Origin of the sequence: Actinophytocola sp. (assembly GCF_050699935.1) — a bacterium.
GTDB lineage: Bacteria > Actinomycetota > Actinomycetes > Mycobacteriales > Pseudonocardiaceae > Actinophytocola.
This window is the reverse complement of record NZ_JBOHGB010000002.1, coordinates 114,994-133,449: the sequence shown is the minus strand read 5'-3', so window position 1 is coordinate 133,449 and position 18,456 is coordinate 114,994. Positions and strand designations below refer to the sequence as shown.

14 protein-coding genes are annotated in these 18,456 nt (G+C 68.2%); all 14 read right to left on the bottom strand.

Annotated features, from left to right (window positions below):
- Positions 1 to 6: 6 nt before the first annotated feature.
- The 14 genes from ACRDTB_RS01670 to ACRDTB_RS01605 all read right to left on the bottom strand — a co-directional run bounded on the left by ACRDTB_RS01670 (position 7) and on the right by ACRDTB_RS01605 (position 18,432).
- Positions 7 to 1,452: a methylaspartate mutase subunit E gene (locus ACRDTB_RS01670; RefSeq protein ID WP_431428036.1), complete on the bottom strand. Its 1,446-nt coding sequence runs from the start codon at positions 1,450 to 1,452 to the stop codon at positions 7 to 9.
- Complete coding sequence (glmS, locus tag ACRDTB_RS01665) at positions 1,449 to 1,883, bottom strand: methylaspartate mutase subunit S (RefSeq protein ID WP_431428035.1); 435 nt, start codon at positions 1,881 to 1,883, stop codon at positions 1,449 to 1,451. Before glmS ends, ACRDTB_RS01670 begins: the two co-directional genes overlap by 4 nt.
- A gap of 5 nt (positions 1,884 to 1,888) precedes the next feature.
- Positions 1,889 to 3,988 (bottom strand): hydantoinase/oxoprolinase family protein, encoded by a 2,100-nt coding sequence (locus tag ACRDTB_RS01660; protein WP_431428034.1) that lies wholly within the window; start codon positions 3,986 to 3,988, stop codon positions 1,889 to 1,891.
- On the bottom strand, positions 3,985 to 5,661 hold the full coding sequence (locus ACRDTB_RS01655) for a hydantoinase B/oxoprolinase family protein (RefSeq protein ID WP_431428033.1): 1,677 nt from the start codon (positions 5,659 to 5,661) through the stop codon (positions 3,985 to 3,987). The genes ACRDTB_RS01660 and ACRDTB_RS01655 overlap by 4 nt, the downstream gene beginning before the upstream one ends.
- A 13-nt stretch (positions 5,662 to 5,674) precedes the next feature.
- On the bottom strand, positions 5,675 to 7,030 hold the full coding sequence (locus ACRDTB_RS01650) for an acyclic terpene utilization AtuA family protein (protein WP_431428032.1): 1,356 nt from the start codon (positions 7,028 to 7,030) through the stop codon (positions 5,675 to 5,677).
- A complete protein-coding gene (locus ACRDTB_RS01645) occupies positions 7,031 to 9,007 on the bottom strand; it encodes a TRAP transporter permease (RefSeq protein WP_431428031.1) in 1,977 nt (658 codons plus the stop codon).
- 37 nt (positions 9,008 to 9,044) lie between these two features.
- A complete protein-coding gene (locus ACRDTB_RS01640; protein WP_431428030.1) occupies positions 9,045 to 10,052 on the bottom strand; it encodes a TAXI family TRAP transporter solute-binding subunit in 1,008 nt (335 codons plus the stop codon).
- Between the two features lie 315 nt (positions 10,053 to 10,367).
- Complete coding sequence (locus tag ACRDTB_RS01635; RefSeq protein WP_431428029.1) at positions 10,368 to 10,643, bottom strand: hypothetical protein; 276 nt, start codon at positions 10,641 to 10,643, stop codon at positions 10,368 to 10,370.
- Positions 10,644 to 11,771: 1,128 nt separating this feature from the next.
- Positions 11,772 to 12,449: an isochorismatase family protein gene (locus ACRDTB_RS01630; RefSeq protein ID WP_431428028.1), complete on the bottom strand. Its 678-nt coding sequence runs from the start codon at positions 12,447 to 12,449 to the stop codon at positions 11,772 to 11,774.
- Positions 12,446 to 13,846: a dihydroorotase gene (locus tag ACRDTB_RS01625; RefSeq protein WP_431428027.1), complete on the bottom strand. Its 1,401-nt coding sequence runs from the start codon at positions 13,844 to 13,846 to the stop codon at positions 12,446 to 12,448. Before ACRDTB_RS01625 ends, ACRDTB_RS01630 begins: the two co-directional genes overlap by 4 nt.
- A gap of 17 nt (positions 13,847 to 13,863) precedes the next feature.
- Positions 13,864 to 14,916, bottom strand: a complete 1,053-nt coding sequence (locus ACRDTB_RS01620; RefSeq protein ID WP_431428026.1) for a TRAP transporter substrate-binding protein — start codon at positions 14,914 to 14,916, stop codon at positions 13,864 to 13,866.
- 26 nt (positions 14,917 to 14,942) lie between these two features.
- Positions 14,943 to 16,841, bottom strand: a complete 1,899-nt coding sequence (locus ACRDTB_RS01615; protein WP_431428025.1) for a TRAP transporter large permease subunit — start codon at positions 16,839 to 16,841, stop codon at positions 14,943 to 14,945.
- A 13-nt stretch (positions 16,842 to 16,854) separates the two neighbouring features.
- The gene (locus tag ACRDTB_RS01610) at positions 16,855 to 17,637 is read right to left on the bottom strand and encodes a hypothetical protein (RefSeq protein ID WP_431428024.1); all 783 of its coding nucleotides are present in this window, start codon (positions 17,635 to 17,637) and stop codon (positions 16,855 to 16,857) included.
- A 21-nt stretch (positions 17,638 to 17,658) separates the two neighbouring features.
- Positions 17,659 to 18,432, bottom strand: a complete 774-nt coding sequence (locus ACRDTB_RS01605; RefSeq protein WP_431428023.1) for an IclR family transcriptional regulator — start codon at positions 18,430 to 18,432, stop codon at positions 17,659 to 17,661.
- Positions 18,433 to 18,456 lie beyond the last annotated feature (24 nt).

Below are 18,456 nucleotides of genomic sequence, written 5' to 3'. Positions count from 1 at the left end.
TTCCTCCTACACCAGGTAGCCGCGGCTGATCGAGAAGACGTCATTGACGATGTCGCGGTAGTCGATGGTGGAGCCCTCGCCCCGACCGACCCGTTGGGCCAGCCGCTCCTCGTGGAACGCGCGTGACTCCGCTGTGATCGGCAGCCGACCCGGGTCGACGAACCGCACCGCGCCCTGCGCGTCTCTGGCCACCATGACCTCGCCCCGGCACCGGCGGCTGGCGGCGAACGGGACGTCGAGGACGCCGGCGGCGAACCCGCGCACCGCGGCCAGCGCGGGATCGCCGTCGCCGAGGTCGAGGCTCGCGTCGATCAGTGACGTCATGTCCAGCTCGGTGCTCCGCAGCTCCGCCGCGTACTCGTCGGAGGTCAGCGGAACCCGTTGGCAGGACATCATTCCGGTGATCTGGCGGATCGCCCGCAGCGTGCTTGCGTTGGCTTCCTTGGTCGGAATGCCAACTCCTTCCTCGACCGAGTTGTTGATGAACTCGTTGACCCCGCCCAGCATCCCGGTGACGGTGTTGTAGCTGATCAGGCCGTACGCCCGGGCCACGTCGTCCGGATACCGCCCGGCCCAGGTCTTGCGGTCCACGGTCACCGTGCAGTCGTCGAAACCGAAGCGATCGAGGTAGCGCCGGCACACCTCGGGCACCACGGTCGAGGCGGCGACGTCCTGCAGCAGGTTCCCCATGAGCCGCACGTCGACCGAGAAGCTGCGCACCCCCTGGGTGGCGGCCATCAGGCATTCCAGCGCGGCGCACGCGCCCAGGATGGACATCGGGAACGGTGTGGAGTTGCCGGCTCCGTGGATCTGCATGCCGATCGGGACGCCGCGCTCGACGTACGCACCCGCCAGCCGGAAGACGTACTGCCAGTTCGAGATCGCCGCCTCGAAGGCGACGTCGCCCGAGTAGTGGATCGTGTAGTAGACCGGGCCGGCGGTCATGCTGGTCATGCCGCCGGCGAAGGCGACCTCGGCGGCCAGGCGCGGGTCCACGGTTCCGATCCGCATCTCGATCGGCGCGGTCGTCGCTCCGATCAGCTTGCGCACGCCGGGGACGCCGTGGTTGACGACCGGGAAGCCGTTCAGCTTGTCCCGGTCGGAGTCGGTGACATTGCTCAGGAACTCGTCGACGACCTCGAACCTGAGGTTGCGGGTCTGGCTGTCGATCTGGGTCGGCAATATGTCGGCGGTCCCGACGTCGGTCAGGTAGTTGAGCAGCTCGATGTGGTCGTCCAGCCTCGGCACGCCGGCGAGCGGTTGCAGCAGCACCTTGCCGGTGGCCAGCGCGTCCGCGCGCATGCGGGGGACGTTGCGGCTCGCCGGTATCGTCGCGTGGAAGGCCACCGCGTCATCGAGGTCCACCTCGGCACCGGTCGGCCAGCCGGCCAGCACCTCGCGCCGCCGCGCCGCGAACTCGTCGTCCGCGATCCGGGTGTCGGTCACGGTCATGATCGCCCCCGAACCCTGGCCAGATCGGCGGACAGCTCCCGGACCGCGTCGCCCGGGTCCATGTCCGGCGGGTACACCCGGTCCACCCCGAGCTCGTCCTCGAACAGCCGCCTTACCTCGTCCCACGGCGGTCGCCGGATGGTGAGCTGGCCGCCGACATAGATGAGGATGTCGGCGAGCCCGGCCTCGACGCATGCCTCCCGGAAGCCCCGCAGGGAGATCTCCGCGTGTCCGTTCAACGAGGACACGAACATGGCGGCCGCGTCGGTCTCCAGCGCCGCCGCGACGAACTGCTCCTGGGAGACCAGCACGCCCAGCGGCACCACGTCGTAGCCCGCCTTGCGCAGTGCGTACTCGATGATCCGGATGCCGATGACGTGGACGTCGTCGCCGATCGTCCCGGTCAGGACGGTTGGAGCTGAGGCCGCCATGTCGCTTACCTTCCCGAGTCAGGCAGCTTGGCCGACAGCGTGCGGTGCTCGTCGGTGGTGATCGTGGCGCCCGGTCCGATGACCGCGGTGGACTCCTTCTCCTCGACCACCGCCGGCCCGGTGAGCAGCGTGCCGGGGCGCAGCGCCAGCCGGTCGTACACCGGGGTGTTCAGGTAGTCCCCGACCTCGGCGAAGTACACCGGCCGGGTGCTCTTCAACGTTTCACCGGTCGCCGCCGAGTCCTGTCGACCCAGCTCCACGGTCGGCACCGGCCCGGTGGCCACCAGCCGCCAGGTCAGGATCTCCACCAGGGGAGCGGTGGCCGGCACTCGGCCGAACCGGTCCTGGTACTCCGCGACGAATGCGGCCATGATCGCGTCCACGTCTCGCCGCTCGACGTGCTCGGCGGCGACCGGTACCTCGATCTCGTGCCCCTGGCCGACGAACCGCATGTCCACGCTCAGCAGCAGCTCCATGTCCGCGGCCGGCACGTCCAACCGGCGCAGCGCGTTCGTGCCCTTGCCCACCAGGTCCTCGACGATGCCCTGCGCGGCCGCCCAGTCGATCGAATCGAGCCGGAAGTAGGCACTGTGCGTGAAGTCGAACCGCTTGGGCGCGACCAGGAAGCCGAGCGAGGACAGCACGCCGGCGCGGAACGGGTAGATCACCCGGTCCATCCCGAGCACCTGGGCCAACCGGTAGGCGTGCACCGGCCCCGCGCCACCGAACGCGAACAGCGCGGCGCCGCGCAGGTCGTGGCCCTTCTCCGCCAGGTGCAGCCGCATGGCGCTGGCCATGTTCTCGGTGACCACCTCGATGATCCCCGCCGCCGCCTCGGTCACCGACTGGCCGATCCGGTCGGCCACCTTCTCCTCGATCGCCCGGCGCGCGGCGTCGACGTCCAGTCGCATCGTCCCGCCGAGGAAGTAGTCCGGGTTCAGCAGCCCGAGCACGGCGTCCGCGTCGGTGATCGTCGGCAGCTCACCACCTCGCCCATAGGACACCGGCCCGGGGGAGGCCCCCGCGCTCTGCGGGCCGACCTTGAGCAGGTCCATCTCGTCGACCCAGGCCACCGAGCCGCCGCCGGCACCGATCTCGATCATGTCGATCACCGGGACCTTGAGCGGGATGCCCGAGCCGGCCTTGAACCGCTTGACCCTGGCCGACTCGAACTCGTGCACCACGGGCAGCGCGCCGTCCCGGATGGCGCACATCTTCGCGGTGGTCCCGCCCATGTCGAAGGACACGTAGTCCTTCTCGCCCACGAGCCGGCTGAAGTACTGGGCGGCCAAAGCCCCGCCGGCCGGACCGGACTCGACCATCTTCACCGGGGCGGCGGTCGCGTCGGCGACGTTGCTCAGCCCGCCGCTGGACAGCATTACGTACAGCTGCCCGGCCAGCCCGTCCTGCCGCAGCCGGTCCTCGAGGTCCTTCAGATACTCGGCCACCAGCGGCTGCACGTAGGCGTTGGCCACCGCGGTGCTGGTCCGTTCGTACTCCCGGATCTCCGGCACGATGTCGCTGGACACGGTCAGCGCCACCTCGGGCCACGCGGCGCGGACGAGCCGCGCGGTCTCCTGCTCGTGCGTCGGGTTGACGTGCGAGTGCAGGAACGCGATGGCGATCGCCCGCACGCCGCGGGCGCGCAGCTCGGTGACCGCCCGCAGCACGGCGTCGCGGTCCAGTTCTTTCCGGACTTGTCCGGTTGCGTCGATCCGCTCAGGGATCTCCAGCCTGTTCGTCCTGGCCACCAGCGGCTCCGGGCGCTCGAAGGCGAGATCGTAGATGTCGTACCGGAACTCCCGGCCGATCGCGATCACGTCCCGGGCGCCCTGGGTGCACAGCAGCCCGATCCGGCACCCCTTCCGCTCGATCAGCGCGTTGGTCACCGCGGTGGTCCCGTGCACGAGGAACGACACGTCGGACATCTCGATGCCGGTCTCTGCGCGCAGGGCGGCCAGCCCGCTGGTGACCCCGTCGATCAGCGAGCCGGGGGTGGATAGTGTCTTGCCGATCTCGATCCGCCCGGAGCTGGAGTCGATCAGCGTGAAGTCGGTGAACGTGCCACCGATGTCGATGCCGATCCGCAGGTCGGGGGTACTCATGCGGTCTCGCCTCCCCGGTATCCGTAGTACTGGGCCGCGGCGGTGGCGCTGACCAGGCCCTCGGCCACGTCCTGCTCGATCAGTGCTGGGTCGCGGGTGGTCGGGTCGCCGTACCCGCCGCCGCCGGCGTAGTCGAGCCGGAGCACGTCGCCCTGCCTGACCTCCATCCGTCCCTTGCTCGGAATCGGCACGTCGTTGAGGTGCAGCGCGGCCGGGCGGCCGGGCAGGCCGCCGAGCAGGCCCTGTGCCGGGTGGTCGACTCGGTCGAATCGGGTGAGCAGGGTGGCCAGCTCCGCGCCGAGGTACTCGATCACCACTCGTTGGCCGAGTCCACCCCGTTGGGCCCCGGGCCCGCCGCTGTCAGGGAGGTACTGTCGCTCCCAGAAGAGCACCGGCGCGATGCTCTCGGTGACCTCGACGGCCTCACCGCCCGCGTTGGTGGGGAACCCGGTGCAGGAGTGGCCGTCGGCCCTCGCGCCGGCGCCCATGCCACCATTGGGGAACAGCAGTTGCCCGAACCGCTTGCCGTTGCGGTCGATCCCGGAGATGGTCGCCCGCAGGCCGGGGCAGGACCCCGAGTCGGCGATCACGTCGTCCGGTACCACCTGGGCCAGCGCGCCGAGCGCGGCCGCGGCGACGAAGTGCCCGGACATCGACCGCACCATGACCGGCGCGGGGAACTTCGCGTTGAGGATGCATCCCTCGGGGATCCTGACGGTGATCGGCGCGTAGGAGCCCTCGTTCTTCGGCGTCACCGGGTCCAGCACGCACTTTACGGTGTAGCAGGCGAACGCGTAGGCGTAGTTGAACACGGTGTTGACACCGGCCTTGACCTGCGGCGAGGTCCCGTCGAAGTCGATCTCGATGTCCGACCCGGTGACCCGGACCGTGGCCTGGATCGTGAGCGGCTCGTCGAACCCGTCGGCCACCACGGCGTGGGTGTATTCGCCGTCCGGCAGCGCCGCGATCTTGTTGCGCATCACTGCCTCGGACCGTTCCTGGATGGCCCGGCCAAGCACCCCGAGGTCACCGAGGGACTGGTAGCGCAGGAAGTCCACCAGCCGCTGCCCGCACACCTTGGCGGCGGAGATCTGCGCCTGCAGGTCGCCGAGGAAGGTGTCCGGCATCCGCACGTTGGCCCGGATGATGTCGTAAACGGAGGCGATGTCCTCGCCTTCCTTGGCCAGCTGGCAGAAGTCGAACCGCAGGCCCTCTTCGTAGGTGTCCTTCGCCTCCACGGTCGCGCCCCGCCCGCCGATGTCGGACTTGTGTGCTGCGTTGAGGGCGAATGCCATCAGCCGCCCGTCCATGAAGATGGGGGAGATCAGCGTGGTGTCCGGGGTGTGCCCGGTGTTGGTCCACGGGTCGTTGTGGATGATCAGGTCGCCGTCCCGCCAGTTCTCCAGTGGGATGCGGGTGAGCGCGGTGCGCATCACCCGGCCCATGACCCCGGCGAACGACGGCACTCCGGTGCTGTTCTCGGCCAGCGTGGTCCCGTCCGGAGCCACCAACGCGCAGGCGAAGTCGTTGGATTCACGCACCACCGTGGAGAACGAGGTCCGCCGCAGGACGATCGCCGACTCGTCCACAATGGACATGAGGCGGGCCCAGGAGATCTCCAGCTGCACCGGGTCCGGCTCACTGGCGCCTCCCGCAGGACCGGCACTTCCCATTGGCTCCTCCATTTCAGACGGTCTCGTACGCGATGGGAAAGACCTCGCCGGGCCCGTCGAGACCCATCAGGTGGTAGACGCAGAACTCGTACGCATCCCCGACCGGGATCACGTCCGGGCCGAACGGCAGCGCGATGTTTCCGCTGGTGCACAGCATTCCGGGGTAGGCCTCGTGCAGGTAGTACTGCTTGGCCACGGCACCGACCGAATAGGCGATCTCCCTGGTGTCGCCGATGACGTCGATGACCACCAGCATCTCGACCGGCGTCTCGTCCAGCGCGTCCACCTCGTGGAACATCGTCGCGCCCTGCCCGTACCGGCGGAACCGAACCTGGTAGCTGGACTCGGGAATCTGCTCCCGGAACACGTCGCCGACGATGCGGCGTACCCGCTCGGCCACCGCCTCGGCCTGCGCGATCATCCGCGGATCCCGGATCCCGCCGATCGTGATGCACCGGAAGCCTGCCCGCCGAGCGCCCTCCAGCTTCACCTCGTACTCGTTCGATGGCACCCATCGTGAGCCGGTCACCTTGACCACTCCCGGCTCGACCTGCTCGTACTCTGAATCGGACACGTCGATCACGCCACCCGGCTCGCCCATGGTGAACGGGTTCGACTGCTCGTACATGCTGTGCGCGGCAACCGAAACCGGTGTGCACCGCCGGTCCGGATTCATCGACTCGACCAGGAACTCGACGTCCCGGATCGTGCCGAGCGCGGCGTCCCGCCCGCCCGGTTCCGCGCACAGCGAGGTGCACTCGATCAGCTTGGCCAGATGCATGGCCAACCCGGGATCGGCGCCGCGCATGCGGGGCAGCGCGGCGAACATGCTGGTGTCACAGGCACGTCCGGCGATCACGACCTCGGCGCCCTCGTCCAGCGCCCGCTGGAACGGCTCGACTCCCATTTGCGCCACCAAGTTCGTGCACTGCTCGAGGTTCGAGGTGGTCAGCTCGCCGGCCTGCCCGCACGGGCGCACCCGGCCCTCGGACAGCCGTTGCGCGGCCAGTTCCCGGTCGACATCCGAGCGGATCGTGGCCATCCGGAACGAGTGCCTCTCGGCCTTGGCGACCTCGCGCACCACCTCGAGTACCGCGTCGAGGTGCGCGCTCGCACCGGCAGTGCCCGCCGAGCCGATCAGCAGCGGCACGTTCAGTTCTCGTGCCGCCGACAGGACCAGCCCCACGTCACGGCGCAGCGCCGCGCCGCCGACACCCATCTGGCCGGAGCCAAGATAGAACGGGCCGGGATCGATCGACCCCATGTCGGCCGCGAGCACGTCCGGACTCCGGCGCACGCCGGCACGCAGGGCCTTCTCGGGTATCCCATATCCGAGCTGACCCGAGGCCGACAGGCACTTGATCTCCACTCAGCTTCCTTCGGTCGTGGTGGTCGCGGCGGTTGCCGGGCTGAGCCGGCGGGTGCGCGCCTGCCGGCGGCTCGCGACGACCTCGATCACCGTCGGCACCGCGACGAGGATCAGGCCGGCGAGGTCCCGGATGTCGTCCCCCGGGCCCATGAGCGCCACCGCACCGGCGCCGATCAGGATCCGGTTCACCCACTCGAGCCTGGTCTCGTTGCCGAACCCCTGCAGCGCGAACACCGCGGCGATCACGACGATGCCCGACCGGGCCACGGCGAGAGCGACCTCGTCGAACGTGAAGTCGCCGTACAGTGTCAGCGCCGGGTGGTACACCAGCATGAACGGCAGCACGATCTTGCTGATCGCCAGCCGGATGGCCTCCCAGCACGATCGCCAGAGCCCGGCTCCCGCGATCTCCGAGGTGACCACGACGGTGGTCGCCACCGGTGGCGAGATCTGCGAGAACATCGCCCCGTACAACACGAACAGGTGCGCCGCCAGGACCGACGATCCCATTTGGATCATCGCCGGAGCGACCATGACCGCGCCGATGACGTAGCACGTCGTGGCCGGCAGCCCCAGCCCGAGCAGGACGCAGGCCAGGAACGACAGGATCAGCAGCAGGGTCAACGAGTCGCCGGCCAGGTCCAGCAGGTTGTTGGCGAAGATCAGCCCGATGCCGGTGTAGTTGATCACCGCCGTGACCACCGAGGCCAGGATGACCATGCTGCCGATCGCCGCGCCCATGTAGGCGCCCTTCTCCAGTGCGCGGAGCATGGACCGCACGCTCATCCGGTTCTTGGTCAGCGCGACGGAGATCGGGACGGACAGCACGCCGAACAGGGCGGCACGCTCCGGTGGGTAGTCGGAGAGGACCAGGACGAGCAGCAGCACCAGCGGCACGAAGTAGTACCAACCGTCCCCGAAGGACTCCCTCCGTCTGGGAAGCTCCTCGCGTGGCATTCCGACCAGCTTGCGCCGCTTGGCCTCGACATCGACCGAGAGGAACATGGTGGCGTACAACGCGATCGACACCAGGACCGCGGCCAGCGCGATGTCGCTGTACCCGATACCCGTCAGCGCCACCATGATGAACACGCTGCCGGCCATGACCGGTGGTGTGACCTCCCCGCCCATCGAGGAGACGCTCTCCACGCCGGCGGAGAACTCCCGGCGGTAGCCGGCCTTGCGCATCATCGGGATGGTGAACTGCCCGGTCGACGCGGCGTTGGCGATCGCACTTCCGGAGATCATCGCGAACAAGGCGCTGGATGCGATGGCGACCTTCGCCGCGCCGCCACGCAGCGCGCCGAAGAACGCCATCGCCAGTCGCGAGTAGTACCCGGTCGCACCCGACTCGATCAGGAACGCTCCGAACAGCACGAACATGAAGACGAAGGTCGCGGAGACTCCCGTGATGCTTCCGTAGAAGCCTTCCGAGGTGAGGAACAACCGTTCCAGCAGCCGATCCCACGAGATGCCGCGCTGCTGCAGGAAGCCGGGCGCGTAGTCGGAGAACCGGGCGTAGAGGATCGCGACGATCACCACGATCGCCATCGCCCAACCGACCACCCGAACACTCAGCGCCAGCGCCAGGACGAGCATCACCGCGGACATGACCAGCAGGTACGTCGGCTGCTCCGCGCCCGCGCTGGCGAACACCGAGTAGAAGTTGACGAACGCGTAGACGCTGATCCCGGTGACCACCACGGCCAGCGCGAGGTCCAGCTTGCTCCCGGCGCGCTTCCCGTGCTGCTTCCACCAGATGCCCCTGCTGAGCAGCAGCAGGACCATGACGAACGCGACGTGCACGATGTACTTGCCATGCTGGGTCATGAACCGGTAATCGACGGTCACCAGCTGGAACAACGACATCGCGATGGCCACGCCACGAACGAGGTGTCGCTGCCAGCCCTCGGTCTTTCCCAAACCGTCGTCGACGAACGCGCTGGTGTCGTCGTCGCTCAGCGTCGCGCGCTTCAAGAAAGGAACCCTCCTCCCCACGTGCCGGCGACCGGATCTATTCCGCGCCGCGTGGCATGGCCCCGATTTCCTTGAAGTAGCGGGCGGCTCCCGGCGCGAATTCGACGCCGACCTCATCGAGGTAGTCGAGCGCGCTCACCGCGTACTCAGCGCTGAACTGCTTGCCGGTGCTGTGCAACTCGGCCAGTTCTTCCAGGTGCTCGTAGAGCGCCTTCGTGTACTGGTAGATCATTTCCTGGTCGACGCCGTCGTGGGTGACCAGGTAAGAACCCTTGGCGACCGTTCGGCTCTCCATCTTGATCTCCGGGTACGCCGACGCGGGGATCGTGTACTCGGCCCACTCGGGATAAGTCTCGCGGATCTTGGCGATATCGTCCTCGCTCAACGAGAGCAACTCCAGGTCCACCAGCCTGCTGGTCTCCAGCAAGGTCGCGAGCGGAACCCCGGTGGGGATGCCGATCGCCTGCACGTTCCCGTCCTTGATGGCCTGCAGGCCCGGTTCAACGTGCAGGTTCTTCGCCTCGATGTCGTCGAAGGAGATGCCCCAGCCAGCATCGAGCAGCTCCTTGTTGGTGACCTCCATGCCCGTTTCCGGATTGCCCACGGCCACCGGCTTTCCGCGCCAGTCGGCGGGGCTGCTGATTCCGGAGTCCGCTCGGACCAGCCAGTGCATGACGCTCGGATACGCGTTGAACACCACCTGTAGTTTGCCGGTGTCCTTGCCAGAGGCCTGCAATTCACGGAAGGTGGGAGCGCTCATCCAGCCGAGTTCGATATCGCCTGCCAGCAGGAGCTCTGCGTTCTCGGCGTTCGACCCGGCCGAGACGCGAACGTTGATGTTGAGATCCTTCACGTAGTCGGCCACCACCTCAGCGGTTGCCGACCCGAGTTCGTAGTAGGTCCCGCCGGGCGGCGCGGTGCCCATCACCCAGTCGGTCGAGCTGGCCCCGGAGTCGCTGGGGGAGCCGCACGAGGCCACCAGGGCCAGGCACATCGCACCAGCAGCGAGAGCCAGCCTGCGGCGACGGTTCGCAGTTTTGATCATGACATCACCCTTGATATACGCCGGGGAGGCACTGAGGTGGAACGGAGCGAGTGGGCCCAAACTGAACTGTCCGGTCAGTATAGTGACCGCTGTCCTCGACGCCGTCAAGTAGCAATTGGACCGTCGTGGGTCCTATGTGGAGACTGCTCGGGAAGCTGTGATGCTGGCCACGTCCCGACCGTTGAGCCGACCGGCTAAGATGTTTGGGCTAGTCCTATGGGGCCGGCGCGAATGCCGCAGTAGCTCACGGAGTCTCCGGCGCGGGCGACCGCCGGCTCGATTTGCCGCTGGCTCGCAGTAAGTAACGAGGGTTCGTCAGAGGCGCGGGCCGCCTGCCGCTGTCCATGTTCCGTCGATGACGAGGCAGGTGCCGTTCACGTAGGTTGCGGCGTCCGAGCACAGCCAGACCACGGCCTGCGCCACTGCCCTCCGGACGACCGAAGCGCCCCCGCACACCCAGATCGCGGCATTCCAGGTCTTCGAGGCCAACACCGGCCCGGCACGGGTGGTCGGGCTGCTCGGCACCCGGGAACAGCAGGAGCGGTTCCTGCGGCCAATCGTCGCCGGCGAAGCGCCGATGGCCGTGTCCATCTCCGAGGGCCGGCTCCGCGGCGACCGATCTCCGCACGTCCGCCCGCCTCGACGGTGACCACTACGTCGTGAACGGCACGAAGCGCCGGTGTTCCTGCGCCGGCCACGCGGAGCGGTATCTCGTGCACGTCCGTCTGTCCGACACAGCTCATGGTGGTAGCCGACGCGAGATTCGGCGTCAACTACGGCTTGGAACGACTGCACCTCACCTCACCGGTGCCGGTCGGTTCGGAGACTCGTCTGCATGGTCGAATCGTTCGAGCCCGAGGTCGGATGACGGCTCCGTGCGGTACCACGTCACGGTGACCGTGGAGTGAGGGGCAACGCCGTGCCCGCAATGGTGGGTGAGGTGGTGTATCTGCGGTTCCCGAGCCCGCCGCGCCGCTGTCGGGATTGCATGGTCGTCCCGGAGTTCGGCGAAGCGCGACCCGCGCCATCGCCGCACCGATTGCGCCACGTACTCCGCCGCGGTGATGTTCCAACGACATCGGCCCGATCAGCGAGTTCCTCGCCACTCCGGCGGCGAGGACCCAGGTCGAAGTCGTTAGTCTGCACGGTCGGGATGCGGCGATGTCCCCAGGCCGGTCGTTGGGTGCTCGTGGGCATGTTGTGCGCGGGTCGACGGTGGGGCCGTGTGGTGGGTGACCGGTCCCCGATCAGCCGCATTCACTCGCTGAACCGCACCGACAGCCGCACCGAGTGCTACGGACTGGACGTGATGGCCGTGCACGTCCAGTCTCAGTTCGGGGCCCACTGACCACTACCGTGTCAAGGTTGGACGGCCAGGGCTACCACCTGGGAGTTTTGACGTTGTTGGCGACGCCTGAGAACTGACCCCTATCGACGGGGTCGAACGGTGCCAAGCCCCGTTGTGTGGAGGAGTCCCTGGAGACCGGGATCTAGGCGGGCGTGGCCCGAGTTGGGAAGATCGTCAGGGAGAGCGAAGGCACGGCGCCATCGAGGTTGTCTGGCATCTTCTCCATGGACAGATCGAACGCGGCACGCAGGATTCGCTGCCGGGTCTGTGTCGTGGCCTCGGCGCTGGCCCGCATTACATGGTTCGCTTGGCTTTTGTGGCCGTGCGGGTCGACACCCGGTCGCGCTTGATGTCGACTCGGACTCACATGCTTAGGTGGAGCGCAGCGTCTCGATGGCCTCCGCGGTGCTCATCACGTCGGCGTACTTCTGGCCGATGTCGAACAGGTTGACTTGGTGGATCACCTCGGCGCGGTCGTAGCAGGCGTCGTGCGGCACCAGGACCCGGAAGTTGTACGCGAACGCGTCCACGGTCGAGGACCGGATGCACCCGCTCGTCGTGCAACCGGTGATCACCAGGGTGTCGACGCCCAGGTCGACGAGGTGGCTGACCAGGGGAGTGGCGAAGAAGGCGCTCGGGTGCTTCTTCGGGATCAGCAGGTCGGACTCGGTGGGCGCGATGTCCGCTACGAATTCGTAGCCCTTCGCGGGGATGTCCATGATCGCCGGCACCTTCGCACCCAGCCTGCCCGCGTCGTGGGCGCCTTTCGGCGCCACGTGCGGGTAGATCACCGGCCAGCCGCGCTCGCGGAAGAGCGCTACGACCGGCGTGATGTTTGCGACCGCGTCCCAGCCGACCTTGCCGCATGCCGTGGTGTAGTCCCCGAGCGCCTCGTCGAACGGCTTCGGTGTGTTCCCGACGGTGCGGTACTGGACATCGATCACTAGCAGGGCTGGCCGCTCGCCCAGCCCGATCGGCCTGCCGAACCCGGCGGCGGCGTACCGGCGCTCGACCTCCGCGTCGACCGCGGGTGTCCAGGGTGCGTTCATCGGTCCACCCTCGCCGACTCGAGCGCGGCCGCGCCGCTGACCGGGCGGGACAGGTACTGCCCGGCGCCGGAGCCGGTGAGCTTGCCGTCCCGGACCAGCACCGTGCCGCGATTGACCGTGTGCCGCACCGAGCAGCTCAGCTCGTGGCCCTCCCAGATCGAGTAGCCGCCCCCGCTCGCCTGGTCCTCGCGCGCGACAGTCATTGCGGCGGTCGGGTCGACGATCGCGAGGTCGGCGTCGGAGCCCACCGCGATCACGCCCTTGCGCGGGTACATGCCGAACAGTTGCGCCGGCCGCTCCGCGGTGGCCCGCACGACGGACGCGAGTGGGATGTTGCGCCGGGTGGCCCCGTCGATGGTCACCGGCAGCAGCGTCTGCAGGCCCGGGAACCCGGCGGTGGCCTTCCAGATGTCCGGCGCCTTCTTGGAGAAGTGCCTCGGTACGTGGTCCGAACCGACGACGTCGATCCACCCGTCGCGCAGCGCCGCCCACAGCGCGTCGGAGTCCGTGCGCTCGCGAAGCGGCGGGTTGACCTTGCCGAACAGTCCGACCGGTGAGTCGACGTCGTGGGTCAGGTAGTGCGGGCAGGTCTCGACGAAGATGTTGTCGTAGCGCTGCTTCTCGCGCAGCAGGACGTCGAGCGCCTCGCCGCACGTCACGTGAACGGCGTACATCGACGCGCCGAGGACACGGGACAGGTAGGCGACCCGCTGCTCGGCCTCGGCCTCGACGAACGGCGGCCGCGTCTCGTACCACAGGCGCAGCGGCGGCAGGTCGGGAGCGAAGCCCTGCTCGCGCAGCCGCCACACGATCTCGATGTTCTCCGCGTGCGGGTTGGCCATCGCGCCGTTCTCGGCGACCGTCCGCAGCAGGTCGTAGAGGAACCCGTCGTCGTTGCCGGGCAGGCTGAGATAGGCGCCTTCGTTGCCGCGGAAGTTCATGAAGAACTTGAACGACGAGACGCCGAACTCCTTGATGTAGACCGGAATCTGGGCCACCTGTTCCGGTGTGACCAGGCAGAAGTGAAAGCCGTAGTCGATGATCGAGTTGGTCATCACCGACCTGGCCTGCTCGAACACCTCGGTGTAGGGCACCGGCATCATCAGGTAGCCGAGCTGCGAGGTGACCCCGCCGAGCGCGGCGGCGTGCGACTCGAGGCTCGCGTCCTCGGTGTCCTGCGGCACCGTGATGTCCTTACCCAGGTGGACGTGCGCGTCGATGGCGCCGGGCAGCACCCACGCGCCGCCCGCGTCCAGCACCTCGGCCCCGGGTGTGGCGAAGTCCCGGCCCACCAGACCGGTGATCACCTCGCCCCGCACCAGTATGTCCACATCAGACAACCCGCTGCTGGGCAGGAAAACCTTGCCCCCGGCGATTCTCAGATCGACCTCGGCCATTCGTGGTCTCCTCCTGCTCAGGACGCGTTGCCGGCCTCGCGGAGCGCGTCGATGCGCTCCTGGCCGCCCCACTGGTCGACGAAGCTCTCGATGGTGCGCTCCGCCGCCTGCTTGAACTGCGTGATGTCCGGGTGCTCCTGGATCTCGACCCCGGCGTCGAGGAGCTTCTGCCGCGCCGTGGTCTCCGCCTCGGCCAGCAGATCGTTGTTGGCGTTGCGCGCCTGCTCCATCGCGTCGGTGAACACCTTCTGGTCCTCCTCGGACACCTTGTCCCAAGACTTCTGGCTGATGATCGGGTTGATCACGTCATGCAGGAAGTTCACCATCGACGCATCAGTCACGAGCTGCTGGAAGTTGAACCCGGTGATGGTGTTCAGCGGCAGCGGCAGCCCACTGACCGAACCGGTCTGCAGCCCGAGGAACGCCTGCGAGACGTCCATCTGCACCGGGTTGGCGCCGCACCCGGACAAGAACTTGCTGAGGATCGGCGACGGCGGCACCCGCATCTTCAGGCCCTTCATGTCGGCGCAGGAGTTGACCGCCTTCCTCGCCGTGTAGATCTGCCACGTGCCGAAGTTCCACGGCGGGAACGCCACCAGGCCGAGCTTGTTCTTGAAGTCCGCGACGATCTGCTGGCCCGCGTCGCTCTGCCAGGCCTGGTACGCGCCTTCGTTGGAGCTGAACAGGTACGGCGCGGCGAACACGCCGACCTCGGGCAGCAGTGCCGCGGTGTTCGACGGGTTCTGGATGATCATGTCGACGCTGCCACTGCGGAGCTGGTCGAACGTGCCGCTCACGGTGCCGAGCTGGCCGTTGGGGAAGATCTGCAGCGTGACCCGGCCCTGGGTCTCGTCGTGGATGGTCTTCGCGGCCTCCTTCAACGCGACCGTCGTGGAGTCCGTGTCCGGCAACGCGCTCGCGAGGCGCAGCGTTACCGCCTGACCGTCGCCTCCTGAGCCGCTCGAGTCGCGGGTAGGCGTCGCCCCGCTACACGCGGTCGCCACCATCGCGGTGATCGAGACACAGGCGAGTAGGCCGGCGATCCGGCGCCGCGCGAGTTGTGTTGTCATGTCCATACCTCCGAAATGTGGGCGGTTCAGCCCAGCACCAGCCGCGGCAGGGCGAGCGTGATCACCGGGACGAGAGCGAGGAGAAGGAGGCCGACGAACAGGGCCACCTCGTAACGAAGCAGCGGCTTGGACACCGACTCGATATCGGTGCGCATGATGCCGCAGGCGATGTAGGAGCCGACGCCGACGCCGGGCATGAAGAACCCGAGTCCCATCGCGAGCACGAGGACGATCCCGTAGTGCAGCGGGTCGATCCCCATGGCGGTGGCGACCGGGATCAGCAGGGGAGCGAAGATGATGATCGCGGGCAGTCCTTCGAGGACGGCCCCCATGATCACCAGCAGCACCACGGACAACAGGACGAAGATCGTCGGGTGGCCGTCAAGGCTGGATACGACGGAGCCGAGTGCCTGGGGCACGCCGGAGATCGTCAGGATCCAGGCGAACGAGCTGGCCGCGCTGACGACGAACAGGATCATGCCTGTCAGTGCGGCGGTTTCCTTGACCGAGGACCAAAACCCACGCAGCGTCGCCTTCCGTTCCAGGACCAGGCCGGCGAGCAGCCCGTAGATCACGCCGAACGACGACACCTCGGTGGGGGAGCCGATCCCGCCGAGGATGCCGCCGATGAGGATCACCGGCAGCAGCAGCGCGGGGATGCCCGTCCACACCGCGCCACCGCGCTCTCGCCAGGACGGCCGGGCCAGCTTCGGCATGCCGGAGTGGCGCACCCGCAGGAAGATCACGGTCATCATGACGATGGCGAGTACGGCGGCCGGGACGATGCCGGCGAGGAAGAGCGAGGAGATCGACAGCCCCGTCACCGAGCCCAGCACCAGCAGCGCGATACTCGGCGGGATCGTTTCGTACATGGCGCCGGACGCCGCGAGGCACGCGGTCGCCTCCCGCCGGTCGTAACCCGCGCGGTCGAGCGGGTCGCTGAGCGTCCGGCCGACCGCGGCCATGTCCGCGGCCTTCGAGCCGGACAGCCCGGAGAACAGGAACATGAATATGACGACCACGTAGTACAGGCCGCCCCGGAAGTGCCCGACGAGCGAGTGGACGAGCCGGGACAGGCGGCTGGCGAGGCCGCCGGTCGACATGAGGGACCCGGCGAGGATGAAGAACGGGATCGCGAGCAGCACGATGTCCTGGGTGCTGTCCTCCATGCGCAGGATGACGGTGGACGTCGGCGCTGCCCCGGTGAGGAACAGGTAGGTGATCGGCACGGCCGCCAGCACGAACGCGATCGGCGTGCCGATGAGCAGCAGGGCGACGAACACGACGAGCGAGGCCACCAGCAGCGCCGTCAGCGTGATGTTGTAGACCCACAGCTCGCGCGTGTTGGCGACCAGCACGACCACGACGGCCACCGGCACACCGACCCGTAGTGAGGCGAGGCCCTGCCACGCGCGCTCGAGGCCGAACACCGCAATCATCGCCATGCCGACCGTGGCCGGCACGATGAACACCGCCTGCGGCCAGCCGAGCAACTGGGTCTGCACCGTCCACTCGTCGACGAGCACCGGAATCGAGATGACCGTGCCGACGACGCCGATCGCGACCAGCAGCCAGTTCGACACACTCTCGCAGACCAGGCGCACGCGCTCGGGCAGCCGGTCGAGCAGCACCCGTACCGCGATATGCAGCCCGTGCCGGTAGGCGACCGGCCCGCCGACGAACATCATGATGGTGAGCGCCAGCTGCGCGACCTCGTAGGTCCACGCATACTCCCGGCCACCGATCCAGCGGGCGATCGTGTTGCCGAACAGCAGCACCAGCTCGGCGAGGATCGCCACGCCGAGGATCGCCTCGGCCACCTGGTCGAGCCAGCGCAGCGGGCTGTGCGGCCCGTCGGCGCTCTCGGCGGGTGACGCGTCGCGCTCGGACGGCTGGTGGTCCGGTGCCTTGACTGTCGATTTCACGCCGCACCCACTCTCAGGACACGCTCGGGGCGGGGAACTGGCGGTAGGTGCGGGCCACCAGCGCGGCACAGCTGCGGTCTCCGGTGGGCTCGTGGTAGTCGGTGACGGTCGGCCCACTGGTCCGGATGAACGACATGGTCCCGGTGCGGGTGTAGAGCGGCGCGTGCCAGATTCCCGGGCCGCGGAAGGAGTACGCGCCCGCGTGCATCAGGCCGCGCGCACCCTGCATCAGGTCGCCGTAGATGCGGAAGGACTCCTCGTAGTTGGGGTGCCTCTCCTCCAGCGGGCTCGACCAGCCGGGCCGCATGAACGTCACGTAGGCCTCGCCTAGCGAGTCGCTGCGCAGCACCTTCACGAACGCGCCGAACTGCAGCGTGTCGCCCTCGGTCCAGGTGGGCGAGACCCACGTGCCGTCCGCGGTGCCGACGGCGACCGCGTTGTCCGTCCCGGCCTCCGCCGAGACCTCCGGCTCACCGAAGAAGGCGATGTAGAGGATCAGCGGCCCGATGTCCGGCGCGAGCGAGAACCGAGCTCCCCGCGGCAGGAACACGTAACCGTCCGGCTCGAGTGTGATCCCGTTGAGCGTGCCCGCGCCCTCCAGCACGTACACGTCGGCGCCCGCGGGCAGCGTGCCCTCGTGGCGGTTGCGCAGCTGTACCAGCCAGGTGCACGCGCCGTGCTCAGGATCGGCGCTGAGCACCTTGCGGGTCTCTCCGGCACAGAACAGTCCGTCCGGGACCCGCTCCCACGCGAGCTGTCGCGTTTGGACGAAGTCGACCTCGCCGCGTTTCCACATTCGCCTGCTCCGATCGGTCTGTCAGGTCGCCAGCTGGGCGGCGCCAAACGCGGGCATCTGCCCGGCCAGGGCCGTGGACACGGCCGCCGCGTGCTCGACCAGCGTTGACCCGTAGGCCTCCATGTGCTTGCGGTGCCAGCGGGACTCCGGGCCCGACACCGTGATCGCGCCCACGACCCCGGTCGGATGGAAGATCGGCACCGACAATCCCCCGACGCCGGCGGTCCGGTCGCTGAGGGTCGCGAGGTAGCCCTTCTGGCGGACCTCGTCGAGCTGGGTGCCGATGAACTCGAGGTCCTCGCCCACCTCGCCGGCCTGGTGCAGGATCGCCCGGCGCTCGGCCTCGGACACGAACGCGAGGATCACCTTTCCGGTTGGTCCGGCGTAGAGCGCCAGGTTCTCCCCGAGTTGGACCACGCGGCGCACGGCCTGGCGGCTCTCCACCCCGTCAACGCAGATCCGGCGCTGGTGGCGCCGGACGTGCAGGGTGACGGTCTCATTGGTCTGCTCGGCGATCGTCGCGAGCGTGTCGGTCGCCGCGTTGCGCACGTCGAGCTGGCGCAGGATCTTGGCCGCCAGCGTGATCAATGCGCTGCCCGCGCTGTAGCGCTTGTCCGAGTCACGAAGCACGAACTCCTGTTCCTCCAGCATCTTCAGCAGCCGGTAGGCGGCGGAGTACTGGATGCCGGTGTGCTGAGCGAGCTCGTCGAGGCTTTGCGGTTCTGCCGCATCGACCAGGGAGACCAACAGGTCAAGTGCTCGGCGGGCGGTTTGCGCGCCTGGCTTTCCTGCCACTATGTGACGGTGTTCGTCACTATT

What these genes read in the sequence shown, in the direction of transcription:
- ACRDTB_RS01670 (WP_431428036.1), bottom strand. Translation starts at nt 1,452, where the DNA reads ATGACCGTGACCGACACCCGGATCGCGGACGACGAGTTCGCGGCGCGG.
- glmS (WP_431428035.1), bottom strand. Translation starts at nt 1,883, where the DNA reads ATGGCGGCCTCAGCTCCAACCGTCCTGACCGGGACGATCGGCGACGAC.
- ACRDTB_RS01660 (WP_431428034.1), bottom strand. Translation starts at nt 3,988, where the DNA reads ATGAGTACCCCCGACCTGCGGATCGGCATCGACATCGGTGGCACGTTC.
- ACRDTB_RS01655 (WP_431428033.1), bottom strand. Translation starts at nt 5,661, where the DNA reads ATGGGAAGTGCCGGTCCTGCGGGAGGCGCCAGTGAGCCGGACCCGGTG.
- ACRDTB_RS01640 (WP_431428030.1), bottom strand. Translation starts at nt 10,052, where the DNA reads ATGATCAAAACTGCGAACCGTCGCCGCAGGCTGGCTCTCGCTGCTGGT.
- ACRDTB_RS01635 (WP_431428029.1), bottom strand. Translation starts at nt 10,643, where the DNA reads ATGGACACGGCCATCGGCGCTTCGCCGGCGACGATTGGCCGCAGGAAC.
- ACRDTB_RS01630 (WP_431428028.1), bottom strand. Translation starts at nt 12,449, where the DNA reads ATGAACGCACCCTGGACACCCGCGGTCGACGCGGAGGTCGAGCGCCGG.
- ACRDTB_RS01625 (WP_431428027.1), bottom strand. Translation starts at nt 13,846, where the DNA reads ATGGCCGAGGTCGATCTGAGAATCGCCGGGGGCAAGGTTTTCCTGCCC.
- ACRDTB_RS01620 (WP_431428026.1), bottom strand. Translation starts at nt 14,916, where the DNA reads ATGACAACACAACTCGCGCGGCGCCGGATCGCCGGCCTACTCGCCTGT.
- ACRDTB_RS01610 (WP_431428024.1), bottom strand. Translation starts at nt 17,637, where the DNA reads ATGTGGAAACGCGGCGAGGTCGACTTCGTCCAAACGCGACAGCTCGCG.